This window comes from Arthrobacter sp. NQ4, from assembly GCF_029077345.1.
In the GTDB taxonomy this organism is placed as follows: domain Bacteria; phylum Actinomycetota; class Actinomycetes; order Actinomycetales; family Micrococcaceae; genus Arthrobacter.
This window is the reverse complement of sequence record NZ_JARETC010000003.1, coordinates 467250-486791: the sequence shown is the minus strand read 5'-3', so window position 1 is coordinate 486791 and position 19542 is coordinate 467250. Positions and strand designations below refer to the sequence as shown.

Below are 19542 nucleotides of genomic sequence, written 5' to 3'. Positions count from 1 at the left end.
CCCCAAAGGCTCGGTGGCCGGGGCCCGGGGGGTCCCCCGAAGGCTCGGCGTGAGAATAACGCCTTGCCCGCCCCCGACCCCCCCTCCCGCGCCCCCCACCCGCCCCGCCTGCATTTAGGCATAAAGAATTACGGGGGCGGGGGGCCGGCCCTGAAGGCCGCCCTCCCGCCGTCGGGGTGTCTAAAGCGCCCGGCTGCGTTTGCTTAGCCGGCGTGCTCCGGCGCCGGGTTCCGCGCGGAAATGACCTGCGGTACCGTCACGAGTGCCACGACGGCCAGGGCGCCGGCGGCGGCGAACGCGTAGAAGCCCCACGGGTATGCGATGCCGGCGGCCACCAGTCCGCCGGTCACGGCAGGTCCGGCGATGGCGCCCACGCGGCCCACGCCCGCGGCGAAACCGAGGGCGGTGGCGCGCAGCCGCGCCGGGAACAGTTGGCTGACCCAGGCGTACACGAGGACCTGGGAGCTGAAGACGAACACTCCCGTGACGAAGACCAGGGCGTTGAGCAGGATGGCGTTGTCAACCTTGACGCTGAGAAGGGCAAGGCAGACCGCGGACAGGCCAAACCAGAGCAGCACGATCCGCTTGGTTCCGTGCTTGTCCGCCAGGATACCGGCGATGATCAGGCCGGCAACGGCGCCCAGGTTCAGCACCAGGAGCAGCGAGATGCCCGCGCTGACGGGATATCCCGCGGACGCCATGAGCTGCGGCAGCCAGGTGTTCAGGCCGTACACCAGCAGGAGCCCCATGAACGAGGCCGCAGCGATGGCCAAGGCCACCAGTGGGTACGGCTTCTTCGCGAGGTCGCGGACACTGCCCTGCTCCTGCTTCTTGGCCTCCCGTTCTGCCGGCAGGGTCTCAGGGAGCTTGAACCAGAGGAGGGGCACCAAGGCCAGGCCCGCAATGCCGCCCACCACGAACATGGTTCGCCAGTCCGGGATGACCATCAGCGCCAGGAAGGCCGTGGCCACTGCGCCTGCGTGGTAGCCGGTCATGGTCCGGGTGGTCGACTTGCCCGCGGAACCGGCGGGTGCGTAATCGTTCATGTAGGCCAGGGCAACCGGGAGGCAGGCGCCAAGCCCCAGGCCGGCCAGCAGCCGGAACGTGCTGAACACTGCCATGTTGGGCGCCCAAATCACCGCGATGGTGAAGATGGAGAACCACAGGACACAGGCAACCAGCAGCTTGCGGTGCCCGAACCGGTCCGACAGCGGGGCAATGAACAGTGCGCCGAGTCCCACGCCCACCAGGGAGATGGTGGCGGCCAGTGTGGCGCCGACCGCGTCGAAGCCAAGCTCGCCGGTTTTGATGAGTGTGGGAATGACGGTGCCGAGCACCACCAGGTCGAAGCCGTCCAGGACCATGGCCAGCCAGCAAAGCCAGACCGGCCAGCGTGACGCGCGGGTGGAAGGAGACGTAGTCATGTAATCCTCTTTGATCAGGGAAGCGGGAGCGGCACGCCGCGATGCGAGCCCGGTCACCAGGGGGAGTGACCCACGGCATGCTTTCTCATGGGAGGCTACCGCGAAGTTCATTAAACGTACAAATGTTCGATCAGCGAACATGCCTGGCGAAACTCCTCTTGCCAGAGTTGCTTGTGGCAAGGCCTGTTCAGGTGTGGCCTGTGGGGCGCAAGATAAGCCATGAAAAAGATGCTTACCGCAGGCCTGGCTGCGATGGTCCTGGTCCTCGGCGCAGTAACGGCGGCTGCCCCGGGGAACGGCGCCCCGCCGTCCTCGCCCGTACCGGGACAAATCCTGGTCAAATTCCGGGACAACAGCGCCGCTGCCGGGGTCCTGGGCCAGCATGGGCTCACCGACGGCCCGGCGATAGGCAGCACCGGCGCCCACCTCATCACAGTGCCGGCGGGCAGGGAACTGCAGCTCGTGGCGGCGCTGGGCCGCAGTTCCGCCGTTGAGTACGCCGAACCGGACGAACTGGTTACTGCCGCCACGGCCGACCCGTACTTCGACCGGCAGTACGCCCTGCAGAACACGGGCCAATCCTTCACGAACACCGACGGAACGGTAACCGTCGCCGCGGGCACCACGGACGCCGATGTGGACGCCGTCGAGGCGTGGAATGTCACCATGGGAACCGGCGTCCGGGTGGCCATCATCGATTCCGGGGTTGCCATCAACCACGAGGACATCTCATCCAAGGTGGTGGACCGGGCAAACTTCAGCGACACCCAGATCCTCGCCCCGGAGGATTACGACCAGTACGGCCACGGCACCCACGTGGCCGGCATCGTGGCGGCCACGGCGGACAACTCCCTGGGCGTGGCAGGCGTGTGCCCGGGCTGTTCCATCCTGGACGCCAAGGTCCTCAACAGCAGCGGGTCCGGCTCTTCCTCGGGCATTGCCGAGGGCATCGACTGGGCTGTCGGCAAGGGTGCCAAGGTCATCAACATGAGCCTGGGCCAGCGGGTGTCGTCACGGACCCTCGAAGCTGCCGTGAACAACGCCTGGAACCAGGGAGTGGTGATCGTAGCCGCGGCCGGCAACGCCGGTACCCAGGCCCAGGTCTACCCGGGCGCTTATCCGAACGTCATAGCGGTAGCAGCAACCGATAACAATGACGCCAAGGCGTCCTTCTCCACGTACGGCAAGTGGGTGGACGTCGCTGCCCCGGGGGTCCGGGTCTACTCGACCCTCCCGACCTACACGTCCGTCCTTGGTACGCAGAACAAGCTTTCGCCCGGCTACGACATCCTCAGCGGCACGTCAATGGCCTCACCCATCGTCGCCGCCACTGCCGCGCTTGTGTGGAGCACCCCATCGGGCACGTCAAACGCATCCGTGCGCGCCAAGGTGGAATCCTCAGCTGATCCCACCACTGGCACGGGTTCCTACTGGGCGCACGGCCGGGTGAACGCCTGCAAAGCAGTGGGCGCCGCGGGTTGTTGAGCGTGGCAGGCGGGGGTGCGGGCCCGCCGTCGTCCTCCCGCCGTCCGGTCCTGATTCCCGAAGGAGGCAACGGGATGCAGCCAGCGCTCCCTCGATCCAGGCGCATTCGGCGTGCAGCAGCAACAGGCGCCGCCCTGCTGGCGCTCTGTGCCACGGGCTGCACCGGCACCCCGTCTCCACCGGGCAGCGCGTCACCGGCGCCGGACATCCATATCGCCGCTGTGGGCGACATGAACCCCCCTGCGAACACTGACCCGGACAGCCCATCGGCGCGGAACGGCGCCGCCATCACCAAACTGGTCAGGACCAACGATATTGACGCGTTCCTGGGGCTCGGGGACTTCCAGTACAGCACCGCACGCTGCGAGGACTACGTGAACTTCTGGAAACCGCTGTGGGGCGGCACCCTGCCCAGGATGTACTGGGTGTCCGGCCCGAACCACGACTGGGAACCCGGCCGCAACGAAGACCTGGACAACTTCATGAACGGCCAATGCCCGGGGTCCCCGGACAAGGCGGCCATCAACGTGGAACGCGGGTTCATCGCGAACGGCCAGCCGTACTCCAGGGATTTCGGAAAATGGCACTTCGCCTTCCTGCCCTCCGCGCTGTGGCGGTACGACACCGCGGAGGCCAAGGCCGCGACCGGCTGGCTGGACAAGGATCTTGCTGCTGCGGAGGCGGCGGGCCAGCACCTGGCAGTCGTCTACCACGAGCCGTACTTCACGTCGGAGACGAGCGAGCACCGGCGGACTGCCGCCCAGAAGCCGTGGATCGATGTGATGTGGAAGCACCGCGTCCGGCTGACCCTGTCCGGTTCACAGCACAACTACGAGCGGTCCTGCCCCGTCAACAAAGCAGACAAATGCGTCGATGAGGGCATGACCGCGTTCCAGGTCTCCACGGGAGGCATAGACCTGCGGCCTTTCACCAGCAGTCCGACGTACATCGCAAAGCGGTTCAGCGACACTCACGGGTTCCTCCGGCTGACGCTTCATGCCGATGGTTCATTCGACTGGAACTTCGTGGCCACCACGGGGTCAGGGGAGGATTCGGGAACCCGCTCCGCGCCGTGACCACACCTGGTGATTCTGCCCGCGAGGCGCGGCGGAGACCATCTTTGGGGCTTTTACCCCTAGCCGGACTGCGCGGCGCAGGGCAAAAATAGCCGGCATGAGAAAACTCTTCGCCGCCGGTCTCACGGCAGCCGTCATGGTGCTTGGCCCTGTCCCGTTGGCCCTTCCCGCCACCGCCGCGCACGGTGAGACTGCCGCACCGGGGCACATCATCGTCAAGTTCCGCGACGCCGGTGCTGCCGCCAACGTCCTCCAACGGCACGGCCTCGCTGGTGGGTCCAGCATCGGCGGCACGGGCGCCCAGCTGGTCAGCGTTGCCGCGGGCGGCGAAACGCAGCTCATCGACGCACTAAGCCGGGACCCCGCCGTCGAATACGCCGAGCCGGACCAGCCGGTGGGTGCCGCCACCTCTGACCAGTATTTCCCCCGCCAGTACGCCCTGCAGAATGACGGCCAGTCGTTCACCAACACCGCCGGCGACATCACAGTACCCGTCGGCACCAAGGACGCTGATGTGGACGCCGTTGAGGCGTGGAACACCACCACCGGCAACGGCATCAAAGTCGCCGTCCTGGATTCCGGCGTCGCCAGCGACAACCCGGACATTGCCCCCAAGGTGGTGGCCCGCGCCAACTTCAGCAGCTCAGCCACCAAGGCCGGCGACCCCGTCGCGGAGGACTACTACGGCCACGGCACCCATGTGGCCGGCAATGTTGCCGCCACCGTGGACAACACCATTGGGGTGGCCGGCGTCTGCCCGGGCTGCACCATCCTGGCCGGCAAGGTCCTTAACGACAGTGGCGTCGGGTCCAGCTCCAGCCTGGCAAGCGGCATCGACTGGGCGGTCAGCAACGGTGCCAGGGTGATCAACATGAGCCTGGGAGTGCGGGCCTCGCGCACCCTGGAAGCCGCCGTCAACAACGCCTGGAACAAGGGGGTGGTGCTGGTGGCTGCGGCGGGCAACGGCGGCAACCAGACCAAGATCTATCCGGGCGCCTACCCCAACGTCATCGCCGTCGGCGCCACCGACAACAACGACGCCAAAGCCTCGTTCTCCACGTACGGCGCCAGCTGGGTGGACATCGCCGCGCCCGGCGTGAACGTCTACTCCACGTTCCCCAACCACCCGTTCGTCCTGGCAACCCAGAACAACCGTTCGCAGGGCTATGACGTGGGCAATGGCAGTTCGATGTCCTCAGCCATCGTGGCCGCTGCCGCCGCCCTCGCCTGGAGCGCACACCCCGGCGCGACGAACGCGTCCATCCGGGCAGACGTGGAATCCACTGCCGACGATGTTCCCGGTACCGGCACCTACTGGGCATACGGCAGGGTCAACGCGGCCGCCGCCGTGAAGTAGCCCGGTGAAGCAGCCCGCGGCCGGAGCCTAGCCCGCGGGCTTCAGGGCGGCCTGCCAGGCGGCAACCGCACGCGCCCCGCCCAGGGTCCAGGTGGCCGTCCCGGCTGAACCTGCCGTGCCCTGGACCTTGTCCGCGAGCTCGGCGATCTGGCCACCGGCGGCCTGCCAGCGCTGGGTCCAGCCGCTGGGCGCGGACGACACTATCGGGGAGGCGCAGTCGCACCCCAAGCCGCCGATCAGCATGGCGCCGTTGGTGGCGGTTGTGACGCTTGGGGCGGTGATGCTGGTGGCGGTGTACGTGGCGTCCACGGCCGTCGCGACCGGGCTGTCAAGCGGCGTGCTGTTGTTCACGCCCCGGTAGCCGGTGATGCCGCCGCCCCACTTCACGGCGGTGCCGAGGGTCCACGAGTAGCTGGCAGGATCCGAGGCGCCCACCACGTGGTAGTAGACGAAGACCCTGGCGCCGGAGGTGGACGAGCTGTTGATGCCGAGGCCGTTGACCAGCGGAGTCCAGCCCGCCGGGACGGATGCCATGGGCGGGTTCAGGTCCGCCGTGATGGCGGCGACCAGGACGTCGCCAGCCGCAGTACCGGCGGGAGCGCTGATGGAGACGGCGGAGGCAGCTGTTCCGGCGTAGGTGGTCACTGAGCCCACGGCGGTGATGCCGGCGGACGCTGTGGCTGCACTGACAGTGACGGTGGTGCTAGCCGAGCTGGAACCGGCGCTGTTGGTGGCGGTGAGCTTCGCGGTGTAGGTACCGGCTGCCGCGTAGCTGTGGGCGGGATTCTGCGCCGTGGACGTGCCGCCGTCGCCGAACTCCCAGGCCCAGGACGTGGGCGTGCCGGTGGACGTGTCGGTGAAGGCGACGGTCAGCGGCGCGTTCCCGGAGATGGGGGAGGCCGAGAAGGACGCCACCGGCGCTGTTACGGCCGGCCCCAGCGGACGGTCCGAGTACCAGTAGCGTTTGGCCACGTCGTCGCTGGCCATGGCCACGATGCCCGTGGAGCTGTCCACCCCCTGCTTGGTGGTGGTCACATTGTTCATGCTGGACGACGATGCGCTCTGGATGATGGGAGTCCCGCGGCCGCTGCCGAAGACCGGGTCGTCCAGGGACGCTGTCTTCTCGTAGATGCTGCCGGCAACCCCGGAGTACGCGCAGCCGCTGACCGAGGTGGGCGGGGCGGTCTGGAACGCACGGACCAGGTTGAACTGGGTGTCCAGGACAATCTGCGGCCTGCTGACGCAGTCACCGGTGGTGGAAATGGTCGATTGCGTGAAGGATCCCGTGCCTGGTTTGAAGACGAGCAGCAAAAGCTGCGGAAGGGTGGGATCACTGGAGATGTCGTTCAGGCTGGTTTTCACCGCGGCGAAGACCCGGCCGCTGGTATCCGACTGCAGGGACTTGATGTTCAGGTGGTCATCGGCCTGCCCCTGGCCGCGGATGGCCGGCTGGAAGTTCCAGGACGACGACGAGGTGGGGGAGGTCCCGTCCGTGCGCGAGGCCCACCATACCGAGCCGGTGAGTTGGTCGCTCCACATCACGCCGATCTTGTTCTTGTTGTAGGACACCACGGCGGAGATGTCGTCCGCTGCCGGGTGCGGGTTGGAGACCGGGAGGACGAACGGCGCAGCCCAGCTGGAACCGCCGGGCGCCGAGTTGTTGACGTAGACCGTGTTGGTGAATCCGTTGGTGCTGTTGCCGGCCACCTGCGTCCACGTGGCCCAGATGGCGCCGGTGCTGTCCTCATCGATGGTCATCGACTCGCTGCTGTTGTTGGTGATGACCGTGGGGAAGCCGGCATCCAGCGTGTACTTGCCGCCGGAGTAGCTGTACCGGTAAAGGTAAGCGGGCTGTCCGGCGGCAGAGGGAACCGGATTGGCGTCGGTGGAGACCGTGACCACGTGCGAGGCGATGTAGAGATGGCTGCCGTCCCACATGGTGTCCGCCAGGGTGCTGCCGCGGGTGTCATTGACCACGCCCGTGTTCACCCAGGTGGCGCTGGGGCGGTCCAGCCGGTAGATGCTCCAGCCGCTGCCGCTGGTCCACATGTCCGCCCACCACGAGCCGTCGTTCCACCAGAGCTTGCTCTGCGGCTTGTCCGAGGTAGGCGGATTGGCGACGCCGGAATAAGTGATGCTGGGGGTGCCGTAGACGGCGTCGGCGGATGCCGGGGGAGACGCGACGAGGGCCGGTCCGGCTACCAGTGCCAGGACCACCGCGTGCCGTAACCACCTGGGGGAAACTGCGATCTTCATGGCCGGCTCCTGGGCGCTGATGCTTTAGGCAGATTCTCTTTTCCGCTGAGGTCGCAGTCGCCGGCCCAGCCCGGCGCGGACCCCCTAGGGGAACACGAAGGTCCCCTAGGGGACTAAGAGTAGGCTCCATTAGGTACCCCTACAAGGACACTCGGTACCTGTTTTTGTTGCCTAGGGCTACGGGTATTCACGTGCTGGACTCTGCCCGCTGCTTGACCCCGCGGAGCACGCCAACCACCAGGTGACTGTTGGGCGACACCGCCGGCTCATCATCAACGCGTTTGCGTCACTCTTGGCTTCGAGAGGAGCAGGAAACCCCGCAAATGAAGGGTGCTGCACCAGCAAGAGGCCCATAAGTCACGCAAACGCGTCCCCGCGGAAGGTCAGGCGCGCGGCTGCAGCCCCGGGACGCCGTCGCGGATCTCGAAGGAGGCCTTTGTGGAAACCGGGGCGCCCGGCGTCGTGACATGGTCCAGCACCCTGAAGTCCGCGGTCATGGCGTCCCTGGTGATGCGCGTGTTCACGTAGCCGCGGTTGTCGTTGTAGAACTTCAGGTGCGGGTTCCAGGCCATGGTGGCGTCCGTGGCGGAGCCGGTGCCGTCGCCGGTGGACGTGATGGAGGTGCAGACGAGCTCCGAGCCCACCACCGGGGAGGCAGGATCCTTGTAGTCCACCTTGACGTCGTTGGCCCAGTTGCGGTGCACATCGCCAGTGAGCACGACGGCGTTCCGGACGTTTGCGTCCACCCAGCCCTGGGTGATGCGGCGGCGGGAGGCTGCGTACCCGTCCCAGCCGTCCATGGACACGTCGTCGATCTCCGGTGCCTTGTTGCGGTCCCGCTCGGCGAAGAAGACCTGCTGGCCCAGGATGTCCCACCGCTGCGTGGAATTCCTGAATCCGTCCAGCAGCCACTTCTCCTGCTCGGCGCCGGTGATGGTCCGGTCCTCCGCCAGCCGCTCCGCCACGTTCTTCTTCCAGCCGTCGCCGGCGAGCTGATCGTCGCGGTACTGCCGGGTGTCCATCATGTGGAAGTTGGCCAGCTGGCCCCACTGGATCCTGCGGTAGATCTTCATGTCCGGGCCGGACGGGAGCGACGACGGGCGGAGCGGCATGTTCTCGTAGTAGGCCTGGAACGCGGCGGCGCGTCGCTGCCGGAAGTGCTCGGTGCTGTCGTTGAGCTGGCCGGCGTCGTTGTTTTCCGGCACGTCGTCCGCCCAGTTGTTGTCCACTTCGTGGTCATCCCAGACCACTGCCCAGGGTGCGATGGCGTGCGCGGCCTGCAGGTCGGCGTCGGCCTTGTACTGGGCATGCCGCTGCCGGTAGGTCTCCAGCGTGACGGTCTCAGGGCCCTCGTGGTCCCGCGGGTTGCCGCCGCCGATCACGTAGCTGCCCTTCTTGTACTCGTAGAGGTAGTCGCCAAGGTGCAGCACCAGGTCAGGGTGGTCCTCCGCGAGGCGGCGGTATGCGGTGAAGTAGCCGTGCTCGTACTGGGCGCAGCTGGCGAACGCCATGGCCAGGGAGGCGGGTGTCTCGTGCGGTGCAGGGCTGGTCATGGTCCGGCCCACGGGGCTCACGTGCCGGCCGGCGCGGAACCGGTAGAAGTATTCGCGGCCTGCCTTCAGGCCCCGCAGTTCCACGTGCACCGAGTGCGCGGCCTCAGGGCGGGCCTGCTCCACGCCGCGGGCCACCACGTTCCGCATACCCTGGTCCTCGGCCACCTCCCACTGCACCGCCACCGGCCGCGACGGCATGCCGCCCAGCCCGTCCTCCGCCACGGGGTTCAGCGCCAGGCGCGTCCAGAGCACGAAACCATCCGGCCAGGGCTCGCCGGAGGCGATGCCGAGCATGAAGGGGTCGGTGCGGAGGCCGGCATCGTCAGCGGTGGAAACGGCGACGGCGGCATTCGGCAGTGCGGCAACCAGGCCGGCTCCAAGGCCGGCGGAGATGAGGGTTCTGCGGGAGATGTTGTCCATGGCTCCCACGCTATTTCCAGCCGTTGTACAGGTTTTGAGGAGGATATGAATGTGCGGTTAACGGCGTGACAAGGCTTGTTAATCATTTCTTTGGATGCTGCGGTGGACGGGCCTTTGGACTCTGGATTCCGCAGGGCCTGCCGGGCAGAGTTGGGGCCGACCCGTCCGGCCAGGGAAAGAAGGCACCACCATGCCCCGCACGTCCGTTATCACCGGTGCCGCGTCCGGCATCGGCAAGGCAACCAAGGAACTGCTCGAGCAGCGGGGCGAACGCGTGATCGGAGTGGATCTCCATGATGCGGAGGTGGTGGCTGACCTCTCCACCGCGGAGGGCCGCGCCGGCCTGGTGGACGCGGTACGAAAAGTCAGCGGCGGCAGGATCGATGCCATCTACGCGAATGCAGGCCTTGATACGCCGGTTCCCGCCACCGTGGCCGTCAACTTCTTTGGCGCGGTTGCCACCCTTGAAGGGCTGCGGCCGCTGCTGGCGGGATCGGATGCCCCACGCGCCGTGGTGGTCTCCTCCATGGCGGCCCTCTTTGCAACGGACGATGAGCTGGTGGCGCTGCTCACCGCGGGGGACGAGCCCGGTTCCTTGGACCGGGCCGGGGTCCTGGCCAAGGAACCAGCCACCACCGGCGGCCTCATTTACTGCTCCACGAAGCTGGCACTGTCGCGGTGGGTCCGCCGCCAGGCTTCCACTGCAGCCTGGGCGGGGGCCGGGATCCCGCTGAACGCCGTGGCGCCCGGCGTCATCGCCACCCCCATGACCGCCGAGCTGATCGATACCGAAGAGGAGCGTGAGGCGCTGCTGAAACAGGTCCCGATGCCGCTGAACGGCATCGCGGACGCCATCGTGGTGGCCCGCCTGCTGGCCTGGCTCAACAGCGCCGAGAACACGCACCTGTGCGGTCAGATTGTCTACGTTGACGGCGGCAGCGACGCTGTCCTTCGCGGGGATTCCGTCTGGTGACGGATGGGACCGGCCGCTAGCTGATGGCGGTCATCACGTTCCAGCCCGGGCCCACGTTGATGCGCCAGCCGAAGAGGCCGTTGCCCTGGCCGGGATAGGTCCAGAGGGTCCCGTCGGTGTCGCGGGCGACGAGGTCGGGTTTGCCGTCCCCGGTGAGGTCTCCTGCTGCGCTGATGGCGGTCATGACGTTCCAGCCGGGGCCTACGTTGATGCGCCACCCGAACAGGCCGTTGCCCTGGCCCGGGTAGGTCCAGAGGGTTCCGTTGGTGTCGCGGGCAATCAGGTCCGGTTTGCCGTCCCCGGTGAGGTCGCCTGCTGCGCTGATGGCGGTCATGACGTTCCAGCCGTCGCCGACCTTGATCCGCCAGCCGAAGAGGCCGTTGCCGAGGCCGGGGTAGGTCCAGAGGGTCCCGTTGGTGTCTCGGGCAATCAGGTCCGGTTTGCCGTCTCCGGTGAGGTCGCCTGCTGCGCTGATGGACGTCATCACGTTCCAGCCGTCGCCGACCTTGATGCGCCATCCGAAGAGGCCGTTGCCGAGCCCCGGGTAGGTCCAGAGAGTCCCGTTGGTGTCGCGGGCAATGAGGTCAGGCTGCCCGTCTCCCGTGAGGTCGCCTGCTGCGCTGACCGCCGTCATGACGTTCCAGCCGTCGCCCACCTTGATGCGCCAGCCGAAGAGGCCGTTGCCCTGGCCCGGGTAGGTCCACAGGCTCCCGTTGCCGTCCTGTGCCAGCAGGTCTGCCTTGCCGTCACTGGTGAAGTCCCTCGCCACCAGAGCCGCGGCCGGTCCGGTAAAGAGCAGGCGGTTGGGGGTGCCTGTTGACACGTTGGTGACAGTGCCCTGGGTGGCGGTGGACGTGAGTTCCGCTGCCACCGCAGCCGGCGTCTGCTGCGGGTTCCGCGACAGGGAAAGTGCCGCAGCACCGGCAACGTGCGGGGACGCCATGGACGTGCCGCTCAAGGTGGCTACCGAGGTGGTGGAGGTGTCCCAGTCGGACTGGATGCCCACGCCCGGCGCGTACAGGTCAACGCAGCTCCCGTAGTTTGAGAAGCCTGCCTGCCGGTCTGAGGAATCGGTGGCGGCGACGGTCAGGGCCTCTGCCACCCGTGCCGGGGAGGTGGTGCAGGCGTCAACCGCGGCGTTTCCGGCAGCCACCACGGCTGTGACGCCGTCATTGATGATTCCCCTGATGGCGTCATCCAGCGTGGTGCTGGTGGGGCCGCCAATGCTGAGGTTGGCCACCGCGGGCGTGCCGGCGGCATGCTGGGACGCGATCCAGTCGAGCCCCGCGATGACGTCCGAGTCATACCCGGACCCGTCACAGCCGAGTACCCGCACCGGAACCACGCTGGCTGATTTGGCCACCCCGAAGGTCTTTCCGGCGATGATGCCGGCAACATGCGTGCCGTGGCCGTTGCAGTCGCTGCTGCCCTTGCCGTCGGCGATGGCCGTCCAGCCTGCGGCCACTCGGCCGCCAAAGTCCGTGTTTGCCGCCATGACGCCGGTGTCGATGACGTAGGCGCTGACGCCCGCGCCACTGGCAGTGGGCGTGAAGGTGTTCGAGAGCGGGAGCGCCCGCTGGTCGATCCTGTCCAGGCCCCAGGGCGGTGACTGCTGGGTGTCGGAAACCGAAACGGGCGAATCCGGCTCAATCAGGGAGATCCGGGGCGAATGTGCCAGGGCAGCCGCCTGCGCTTTGGTGGCGGTGATGGCCGCTCCCCGGACCGCTGCGGAGAACGTCCTGCCGACGCGGACTCCCTGGGACCGAAGGGACTGCGCCTCCGTTGCCACGTCCGAGCCCTTGGTGAAACTGACCAGGTAGCGGCCCTCGTCACCGGCCAAGGGGCCGGCAGCCTGCGCGCCACCGCTGACTGCGGGCGAGGGCAGGGGAGCGACGGTCGCCGCAGGGGTGAATGCCGTGGCCGGGGGAGCCGCCAGCATGACGGCAGCCGCGGCTGCCAGCACCGCGCCGGCGGAGCCCCTGAATCGCTTGGAAAATGACATGGGTGGCCTCCTAGTGACCGATCCATCCTGCGGTGAATAAACCTCGGGCGGTTCCGCAGGCCGTTCCGGGCACTGCAAAGGAGGCAGGTGTTGCCCGCCGGCAGCGGGTACAACCGCCGGCAGTAAATTCGGTAGCCCCAGACATCCCTTGTGCTCCCCAGCTTTCGGCGGAAACGGAAACCATTCCCTGGTCCACACTGCCCGTCCTGTCCAGGAGCCCCGGCTGAGCCCGGGGTCTGTTCTCCAGCGCAGGAGTAGCGCGTGACGATGTGACCCCGGCCATTTTACAACTCCCCGGTTACGGAAGCGGCGGCCCCACCTTGGCGCGCTCAACCAGCAGGGCAGGACGCCCGGAAGGCCAGGTACCGCGGATCACGGCGGCCCACCAACCGGCCCAGTGCCTCGACCGCCAGTTGGTCAACAGCTCCCATGTCCGTGGAAAGCCACTGAACCAGCAGCGAGGTGTCCCCGCCGGCCCGCACGGCCGATCCCACGGCCAGGTCCAGCTGGTCCCGCAGCAGCTGCACGGCAAGGGCAACCGACCGGCGCAGCAGGGGTGCCCGGTACGCTTCCAGCGCTTCGGCCACATGCCCGTCGCGCAGCAACCGCAGGACCCTCCCGGAATCGGAATGTCCCGCAAGGCCAGGGGCCAGGCGGTAGGGGTTGGACTCCACGGCACCGCCCAGCATGGACCGCACCCGGAACATCTCGGTCCGGATGGCCTGCGGGGTTCCGGCATCCCCATGCAGCTCGTAGGCCAGCTCCTCCGCGGACCAGCCCTGCGACCGCGAATCCAGCAGCGCCAGGATTTCCGCCCGGCGCAGGGTCAGCGGCGTGCGGCTCCCGTCAGCGGACACCGCCGCGGGCTTGTCGCCGAGCAGTTCCAGCGACTCCACCGCCACGGACCGGGCTGCAGTAGGCGCAGGCCGCCGCGACGCACGCCCGGAAGACGCACGCCCGGAAGACGCACCCACGGAAGAGGAGGCACCCGGGGAGGTGCCGCCGTCGGACGTTCCCAGCACGGCCTCCGCCACCCGGACGGCGCACCGCACCATCCGCAGCGTGTCCGCGCTGATGGTGTCCAGCGGTCCCGAGACATCCAGCACGCCCAGCACCCGTCCCGTGGCCGGGTCTGTAATGGGTGCCGCCGTGCAGGCCCACTCGTGGTGCGTGCGCACCAGGTGCTCGGCGGAGAACAGCTGCACGGGGCCGCCGGTGACCAGGGCCTCGCTGATGGCGTTGGTGCCGATGCCCGCCTCGGACCAGTCCGCGCCTTCGGAGAACTCCAGCGTGTCGGCCCGCCGGAGCACGGCCGGGCTGCCCACGCGCCACAGGATCTCGCCGCTGGCATCGGTGAGGACCAGCAGGTGGCGGCCGGACCGGGAATCATCGGCCAGGAGGTCGTGGAGCGCCGGCATCACCTGCTGCAGCCGGTGTTCCCGCCGCAGTTCCAGGACCTCGGACACCTCGTGCAGGTGCCGCGGGCTGTGCTGGTCCGGGCTGATGCCCAGGGCCATGGAGCGCCGCCACGACTCCGCCAGCGGCGTGGGGATCTCGGGCCGCGGGACACCGGCGATGACCAGCTCGTGCGCGCGCCGCAGCGTCCGTGCGTACCGCGCCGGGTCCGAAAACCTCTGGCCGTAGTCCACCGTTTCCTCCTCGCAGCCGGCTCCCTTGCCGGATCCGTGTAACGCCGCTGTTACCCCCGCCGCGTTCAACTGGTGATGCAGCTCACGCCCGCCCCAGCATATCGGGCAGGCGGAGCCCATGAAACAGCACAAAGGAGTGGAGATGACCCAAACACCCACGGCTGCCGCCCAGGCCTGGCTTGCCGGTCTGGATGAGGCGCTGCAGCGGCGCGACGTGGACGCCGCGCTGGAGCTCTTCGAGGACGACTGCTACTGGCGGGACTTCGTGGCGTTCACCTGGAACCTCAAGACGCTGGAAGGAAAGGCGGACATCCGCCGCATGCTGGAGGCCACCCTGGATCGCGTGCAGCCGGCCAACTGGGCGCTTGCCGAGGATGCCACCGGGGACACGGAGAACACGGAAGCGTGGATCACGTTCGAGACCGGCGCAGCCCGCGGCTACGGCCACCTCCGGCTCCGGGACGGCAAATGCTGGACGCTGCTGACCACCATGCAGGAGCTCAAGGGCTTCGAGGAAAAGAAGGGGCCGCGGCGCGAGCAGGGCGTGGCCCACGAGATTGTCCGGGGGCGCCGGTCCTGGAAGGAGCTCAAGGAGGAGCAGGAGGCACGGCTCGGCTACGAGGAGCAGCCCTACTGCGTGATCATCGGCGGCGGCCAGGGCGGGATTGGCCTCGCCGCCCGGCTGAAGCGGCTTGGCGTGCCCACCATCATCGTCGAGAAGAATCAGAACCCCGGCGACTCCTGGCGCAACCGCTACAAGTCCCTGCACCTGCACGACCCCGTCTGGTACGACCACCTGCCCTACCTGAAGTTCCCGGACGACTGGCCCGTCTTCGCCGCCAAGGACAAGATCGGTGACTGGCTGGAGCACTATACCCGCATCATGGAGCTGAACTACTGGTCCGGCACCGAGTGCGTGGGGGCATCGTACGACGACGGCACGCAGGAATGGGCGGTCAACGTCCTTCGCAGAGGCGAAGCGGTGACGCTCCGGCCGAAGCAGCTCATCTTCGCCCTGGGCGTCTCCGGCTACCCGAACATCCCGGTCTTCGACGGCGCCGAGTCCTTCCTGGGCGAGCAGCGCCACTCCTCCCAGCACCCGGGCGGCGGGGACTGGACGGGCAAGAAAGCCGTGGTGATCGGCTCCAACAACTCGGCGCACGATATCTGCGCCGACCTCTGGGAGCACGGCGCCGACGTCACCATGGTGCAGCGGTCCTCCACCCACATTGCCCGCAGCGAATCCCTGATGGACCTGGCGCTGGGGGACCTGTACTCGGAGCGGGCGCTCGCGGCCGGCGTGACCACGGAAAAGGCCGATTTGCTCTTCGCCTCCCTGCCCATGCGCGTCCTGCCCGGGGCCCAGGTGCCGGTGTACCAGGAGATGGCATCCCGGGATGCCGGGTTCTACTCCCAGCTGGAGGCCGCCGGGTTCGACCTTGACTTCGGTGTGGACGGCTCCGGCCTGTTCGTAAAGTACCTGCGGCGCGGCTCCGGCTACTACATCGACGTAGGCGCCTCCCAGCTGATCATCGACGGCCGGGTGAAACTGAAGAACGGGCAGGTCACCAAGATCACCGGCAACGCCGTGGTGATGGACGACGGCACCGAGCTGGAAGCGGACCTGATCGTCTACGCCACCGGGTACGGGTCCATGAACGGGTGGCTGGCGGACCTGGTCTCGCCCGAAATCGCGGACCGGGTGGGCAAATGCTGGGGATATGGCTCAGACACGCCAAAAGACCCTGGTCCGTGGGAGGGGGAGCTGCGCAATATGTGGAAGCCCACCAACGTGCCCAACCTCTGGATCCATGGCGGCAACCTGCACCAGAGCCGGCACTACTCCGCCTACCTGGCGCTGCAGCTGAAGGCCCGGATGGAAGGACTCGACACACCGGTCTACGAACTGCAGCCCAGCCACCACACCCGCTAGCCGCGTTTACAGCATGGAGGAATCATGAAGGCAGCACGTTTCCACGCCCGCAAGGACATCAGGATCGAGGACATCCCGGAGCCGGAACTCCGCGCGGGGGCGGTGAAGATCGACGTCGCGTGGTGCGGCATCTGCGGCACCGACCTGCACGAGTTCCTGGAGGGGCCAATCTTCTGTCCCGCGCCCGGGCATCCACACCCGCTGTCCCACGAGGAATCCCCGGTGACCCTGGGGCACGAATTCTCCGGGACTGTGGCCGAAGTCGGCGAAGGCGTGGAGGGGCTGGAGGTGGGTGACAACGTCGTCGTCGAACCCTACTTCGTGGACGGGACCTGCGACATGTGCCAGGCGGGCAGCTACCACCTGTGCCGGCAGATGGGGTTCATCGGGCTGTCCGGCGGCGGGGGAGGGCTGAGCGAGAAGATCGTGGTGGACCAGCGCTGGGTGCACCCCATCGGCAACATCCCGCTGGATGAGGCGGCGCTGATCGAGCCGCTGTCCGTGGCGCACCACGCGGTGGCGCGCAGCGGCGTGAAGGCCGGCGACACCGCGCTGGTGGGCGGGTCCGGGCCGATCGGCCTGCTCACCGCGGCGGTCCTCAAAGGCATGGGCGTGACCACGATCATCAGTGAGCTCACCCAGGCCCGCAAGGAGAAGGCCACTTCCAGCGGGGTGGCGGACCACGTCCTTGACCCAAGCAAGGAGGACGTCCCGGCGCGGGTTCGCGAGCTCACCGAGGGCGCCGGGGCGGACGTCGCCTTCGAATGCGCAGGCGTGAATGCCGTGCTGGACACCATGCTCGACGCCGTCCGGCCCGGCGCCGTGGTGGTCAACGTGTCCATCTGGGGCGCGCCGGCCACCGTGGACATGCAGAAGATCGTGCTCAAGGAAATCGACCTGCGCGGCACCATCGCCTACGTCCGCGACCACCCCGCCGTGATCAGGATGGTGCAGGAGGGGAAGGTGGACCTCAAGCCGTTCATCACGGGCAGGATCGCGCTGGAGGACCTGGTGGAGCAAGGCTTCGATACCCTCATCAACCACAAGGACACGGCCGTAAAGGTGCTGGTGCATCCGTAAAGCCGGCGAGGCTGCGGGGTGGGGCGCATCGTTCACAGCCCGCAGCCTTCCTGCTGCCGCAGCCGGCCGGCCCCCGTGCTTCCGCGTCAGGGGTCGGGAAGCTCCGCCGGATCGCAAGTCCTTGAATCTACAGGCGCCCCGATGTACAGGTAGGCCGGGCTTTTCGACTCGATACTGACGATTGCTCCGGCCGCATTCGCGCTGCGCGCCACCGTCCAGCCGCCCGGTGTTGGGTCTGTCCCTCCAAACGCAGGAAAGCCGTACTTTGCCAGGACGGGGTCGCCGGCGGAAAATATCCGCGAACCGGTGCGAGGGCTCCACTACGTCGGCGCTGCTGACCATCGTCCTCGTCTCGAAGAAGCACCTGCCGTCGGCCAGCTTGTTCACGCTGGCCGGCAGATGCACGGTCCAGCTGATGCCGGGGAGCTGTTGTTCCAGGGCGGCGATCAGCTCCGCACGCAGTCCGTCGTATCTGGCGAAACTTTGCGCCACAGGGGCTGGTGATTCCGTGACCGGCGGTTCACTGCTCTTTTCGGGCAAAGGATGTTTGGGACCGGCACACGCCGCCGAAACCAGCGACCCCAGAACCACCACAAGTGCCAGCGGGTACTGCCGTGGTGTTGCCCTGCACGCCATCTTTCCCCCAAGTCACCTCCAGGCCCAAGCAGGCCCTACTGCATGCTTCCACACGTGGGCGGGAGCCTGCGATGGGGAGACCTGCCCAAGACGCCAAAGGCCGGGCTCGGACTTTAGTCCCTGTTGTGGAGTAACCCCCAGGCGTACCTTGAGGGTGGGTTCCACAGCCGCGGAACCCGCATTCAAGGGGGCATCATGACCAGGCCCAGGCTTTCGGCACTCAGCGTTCTCGGGCTCAGCGGCCTGATGGTCCTCACCGCCTGCTTCGGGCCGCCGGCGCCGGGCCCCACCACCAGTTCCGCGGCCCCCGGCCCCACGGCGAGCAGCGCCGGCCCCAGCACGACGGCGACCCCCACCATGACGACCGCCCCCACCATGACGGCGACCCCGACCATGACGGCGACCCCGACGACGCCGGGCACCACCTCAGCCGCGCCCACCACCCCAGGTGCCGCGCCGCCGTCGTCCGCCCCGGCAAGCCCGCCGCCCACGCAGGAACCAACGCAGGAACCCGCCCCTACCGGCCTTCCCGAGCAGGTGGGGCCGCTGACCGTCTACTACGTGGCGGTGGGCGACAACGGCGTCTCGGGACCGAAGATCGGGTGCGGTGACAGCCTGGTGGCCACCACGACGGCACCCGTCCGCTTCACGGACCAGGTGGGCCCCAGCGTCGGGACCCTGCTGGCCAATAAGAGCCGGCACGTGGGCCTGTCCGGGCTGATCAACGTCCTGTACCAGTCGACCCTGACCTACCTTGGCGGCGAGCTGAACGGCAGCACCATCACTATCTGGCTCTCCGGGCAGTTCATGCTGGCCGGCGTCTGCGACATCCCGCGGGCCAAGGCGCAGCTTGAGTACACGGCCATGGCCGCCTCCGGGGCCACGAGCGCGCAGGTGTTCGTCAACGGCCGGCCAATAGACGAAGTGCTGAGCCTTAAGTAGTTGTGAAGGGTGGCTTACAGAGAGCATCCCCGAGGAGGCAACCGCATGGACCGCCTGCAACACCCGCTTTTCGCCCGGGCCTTCGCACGCGCCGTCGCCGGCATGGACCGCCGCGGGGCCGCAGAGCACCGCCGCCGCATCGTGGCCGGGCTGCAGGGAACTGTGGTCGAAATCGGCGCAGGGGCGGGATCGTCTTTTCCGCTGTACCCGCCTGCCGTCACCCATGTCCTCGCCCTGGAGCCCGATGACTATCTCAGAAGCGTGGCGGAGAAAGCAGCAGCATCGGCCAGTGTGCCGGTCACCGTTGTGGCCGGCGCCGCGGAGCACATTCCCGCCCCTTCCGGAAGCGTGGACGCCGTGGTGGCAAGTTTGGTCCTCTGCAGCGTCGGGGACCAGGCCACCGCCCTCGCGGAGATCCGCCGCGTGCTCAAGCCCGGCGGAACCCTGGCCTACTACGAGCACGTCCGGTCCGCCCATGCGGTCCTGGCCAGGGCCGAAGACGTGCTGACCCCGGTCTGGGGACGGTTCATGGGCGGCTGCCATCTCAACCGGGACACCCTTGCCGCCATCACCGCGGCGGGATTCACAGTCCAGGACAACCAACACTTCGATTTTGCCGTTGCGCGGTTCAACCCGCCCATGGCCCACATCCTGGGAACCGCCATCAGCCCCGGGGCGCCTGATTGAACCGGCCCCGCCGTCGTACCCTTGCCTTAGGTTAAAACCACGAAGCCCACGCGTTCCGAACGGATCCGG

At 67.8% G+C, this 19542-nt stretch carries 13 protein-coding genes; 8 read left to right on the top strand and 5 right to left on the bottom strand.

The features are described 5' to 3' along the window. Positions 1–203: 203 nt before the first annotated feature. Positions 204–1424: an MFS transporter gene (locus tag PUN51_RS08585; protein ID WP_275180494.1), complete on the bottom strand. Its 1221-nt coding sequence runs from the start codon at positions 1422–1424 to the stop codon at positions 204–206. Positions 1425–1643: 219 nt separating this feature from the next. On the opposite strand from PUN51_RS08585, the gene PUN51_RS08580 reads away from it, so the two are divergent. The 3 genes from PUN51_RS08580 (at position 1644) to PUN51_RS08570 (ending at position 5342) form a co-directional block, all read left to right on the top strand. Next, positions 1644–2909, top strand: a complete 1266-nt coding sequence (locus tag PUN51_RS08580; RefSeq protein ID WP_275180492.1) for a S8 family serine peptidase — start codon at positions 1644–1646, stop codon at positions 2907–2909. Positions 2910–2983: 74 nt separating this feature from the next. After that, entirely contained in the window at positions 2984–3985 is a 1002-nt protein-coding gene (locus PUN51_RS08575) for a hypothetical protein (RefSeq protein ID WP_275180490.1), read from the top strand. A gap of 97 nt (positions 3986–4082) precedes the next feature. After that, positions 4083–5342, top strand: coding sequence for a S8 family serine peptidase (locus tag PUN51_RS08570; protein ID WP_275180489.1), 1260 nt, complete (start codon positions 4083–4085; stop codon positions 5340–5342). A gap of 27 nt (positions 5343–5369) precedes the next feature. Here the strand turns inward: PUN51_RS08570 and PUN51_RS08565 are convergent, their stop codons facing one another. Then, positions 5370–7598, bottom strand: coding sequence for a PKD domain-containing protein (locus tag PUN51_RS08565; RefSeq protein ID WP_275180488.1), 2229 nt, complete (start codon positions 7596–7598; stop codon positions 5370–5372). Between the two features lie 383 nt (positions 7599–7981). Then, on the bottom strand, positions 7982–9571 hold the full coding sequence (locus PUN51_RS08560) for an alkaline phosphatase D family protein (protein ID WP_275180487.1): 1590 nt from the start codon (positions 9569–9571) through the stop codon (positions 7982–7984). A gap of 190 nt (positions 9572–9761) precedes the next feature. Between PUN51_RS08560 and PUN51_RS08555 the strand changes: the two genes are divergently transcribed. Beyond that, the gene (locus PUN51_RS08555) at positions 9762–10544 is read left to right on the top strand and encodes an SDR family oxidoreductase (protein WP_275180486.1); all 783 of its coding nucleotides are present in this window, start codon (positions 9762–9764) and stop codon (positions 10542–10544) included. A gap of 16 nt (positions 10545–10560) precedes the next feature. On the opposite strand, the gene PUN51_RS08550 is transcribed toward PUN51_RS08555, so the two are convergent. Together PUN51_RS08550 and PUN51_RS08545 are read right to left on the bottom strand one after the other, a co-directional pair. Next, a complete protein-coding gene (locus PUN51_RS08550) occupies positions 10561–12546 on the bottom strand; it encodes a S8 family serine peptidase (RefSeq protein ID WP_275180485.1) in 1986 nt (661 codons plus the stop codon). Positions 12547–12875: 329 nt separating this feature from the next. Next, a complete protein-coding gene (locus PUN51_RS08545) occupies positions 12876–14195 on the bottom strand; it encodes a GAF domain-containing protein (protein WP_275180484.1) in 1320 nt (439 codons plus the stop codon). Between the two features lie 142 nt (positions 14196–14337). On the opposite strand from PUN51_RS08545, the gene PUN51_RS08540 reads away from it, so the two are divergent. The 4 genes from PUN51_RS08540 to PUN51_RS08525 all read left to right on the top strand — a co-directional run bounded on the left by PUN51_RS08540 (position 14338) and on the right by PUN51_RS08525 (position 19473). Beyond that, on the top strand, positions 14338–16128 hold the full coding sequence (locus tag PUN51_RS08540; protein WP_275180483.1) for an NAD(P)/FAD-dependent oxidoreductase: 1791 nt from the start codon (positions 14338–14340) through the stop codon (positions 16126–16128). 24 nt (positions 16129–16152) lie between these two features. Continuing rightward, complete coding sequence (locus tag PUN51_RS08535; protein WP_275180482.1) at positions 16153–17208, top strand: 2,3-butanediol dehydrogenase; 1056 nt, start codon at positions 16153–16155, stop codon at positions 17206–17208. Positions 17209–18039: 831 nt separating this feature from the next. After that, entirely contained in the window at positions 18040–18786 is a 747-nt protein-coding gene (locus tag PUN51_RS08530) for a hypothetical protein (protein WP_275180481.1), read from the top strand. A 45-nt stretch (positions 18787–18831) separates the two neighbouring features. Next, entirely contained in the window at positions 18832–19473 is a 642-nt protein-coding gene (locus PUN51_RS08525; protein WP_275180480.1) for a class I SAM-dependent methyltransferase, read from the top strand. The last annotated feature ends 69 nt before the right edge of the window (positions 19474–19542 follow it).

Bases quoted from the DNA above. Each gene is read 5' to 3' on its own strand.
- PUN51_RS08525 (WP_275180480.1), top strand. From the start codon at position 18,832: ATGGACCGCCTGCAACACCCGCTTTTCGCCCGGGCCTTCGCACGCGCC.
- PUN51_RS08585 (WP_275180494.1), bottom strand. From the start codon at position 1,424: ATGACTACGTCTCCTTCCACCCGCGCGTCACGCTGGCCGGTCTGGCTT.
- PUN51_RS08550 (WP_275180485.1), bottom strand. From the start codon at position 12,546: ATGTCATTTTCCAAGCGATTCAGGGGCTCCGCCGGCGCGGTGCTGGCA.
- PUN51_RS08580 (WP_275180492.1), top strand. From the start codon at position 1,644: ATGAAAAAGATGCTTACCGCAGGCCTGGCTGCGATGGTCCTGGTCCTC.
- PUN51_RS08560 (WP_275180487.1), bottom strand. From the start codon at position 9,571: ATGGACAACATCTCCCGCAGAACCCTCATCTCCGCCGGCCTTGGAGCC.
- PUN51_RS08575 (WP_275180490.1), top strand. From the start codon at position 2,984: ATGCAGCCAGCGCTCCCTCGATCCAGGCGCATTCGGCGTGCAGCAGCA.
- PUN51_RS08570 (WP_275180489.1), top strand. From the start codon at position 4,083: ATGAGAAAACTCTTCGCCGCCGGTCTCACGGCAGCCGTCATGGTGCTT.
- PUN51_RS08540 (WP_275180483.1), top strand. From the start codon at position 14,338: ATGACCCAAACACCCACGGCTGCCGCCCAGGCCTGGCTTGCCGGTCTG.
- PUN51_RS08565 (WP_275180488.1), bottom strand. From the start codon at position 7,598: ATGAAGATCGCAGTTTCCCCCAGGTGGTTACGGCACGCGGTGGTCCTG.
- PUN51_RS08530 (WP_275180481.1), top strand. From the start codon at position 18,040: ATGACCAGGCCCAGGCTTTCGGCACTCAGCGTTCTCGGGCTCAGCGGC.
- PUN51_RS08535 (WP_275180482.1), top strand. From the start codon at position 16,153: ATGAAGGCAGCACGTTTCCACGCCCGCAAGGACATCAGGATCGAGGAC.
- PUN51_RS08555 (WP_275180486.1), top strand. From the start codon at position 9,762: ATGCCCCGCACGTCCGTTATCACCGGTGCCGCGTCCGGCATCGGCAAG.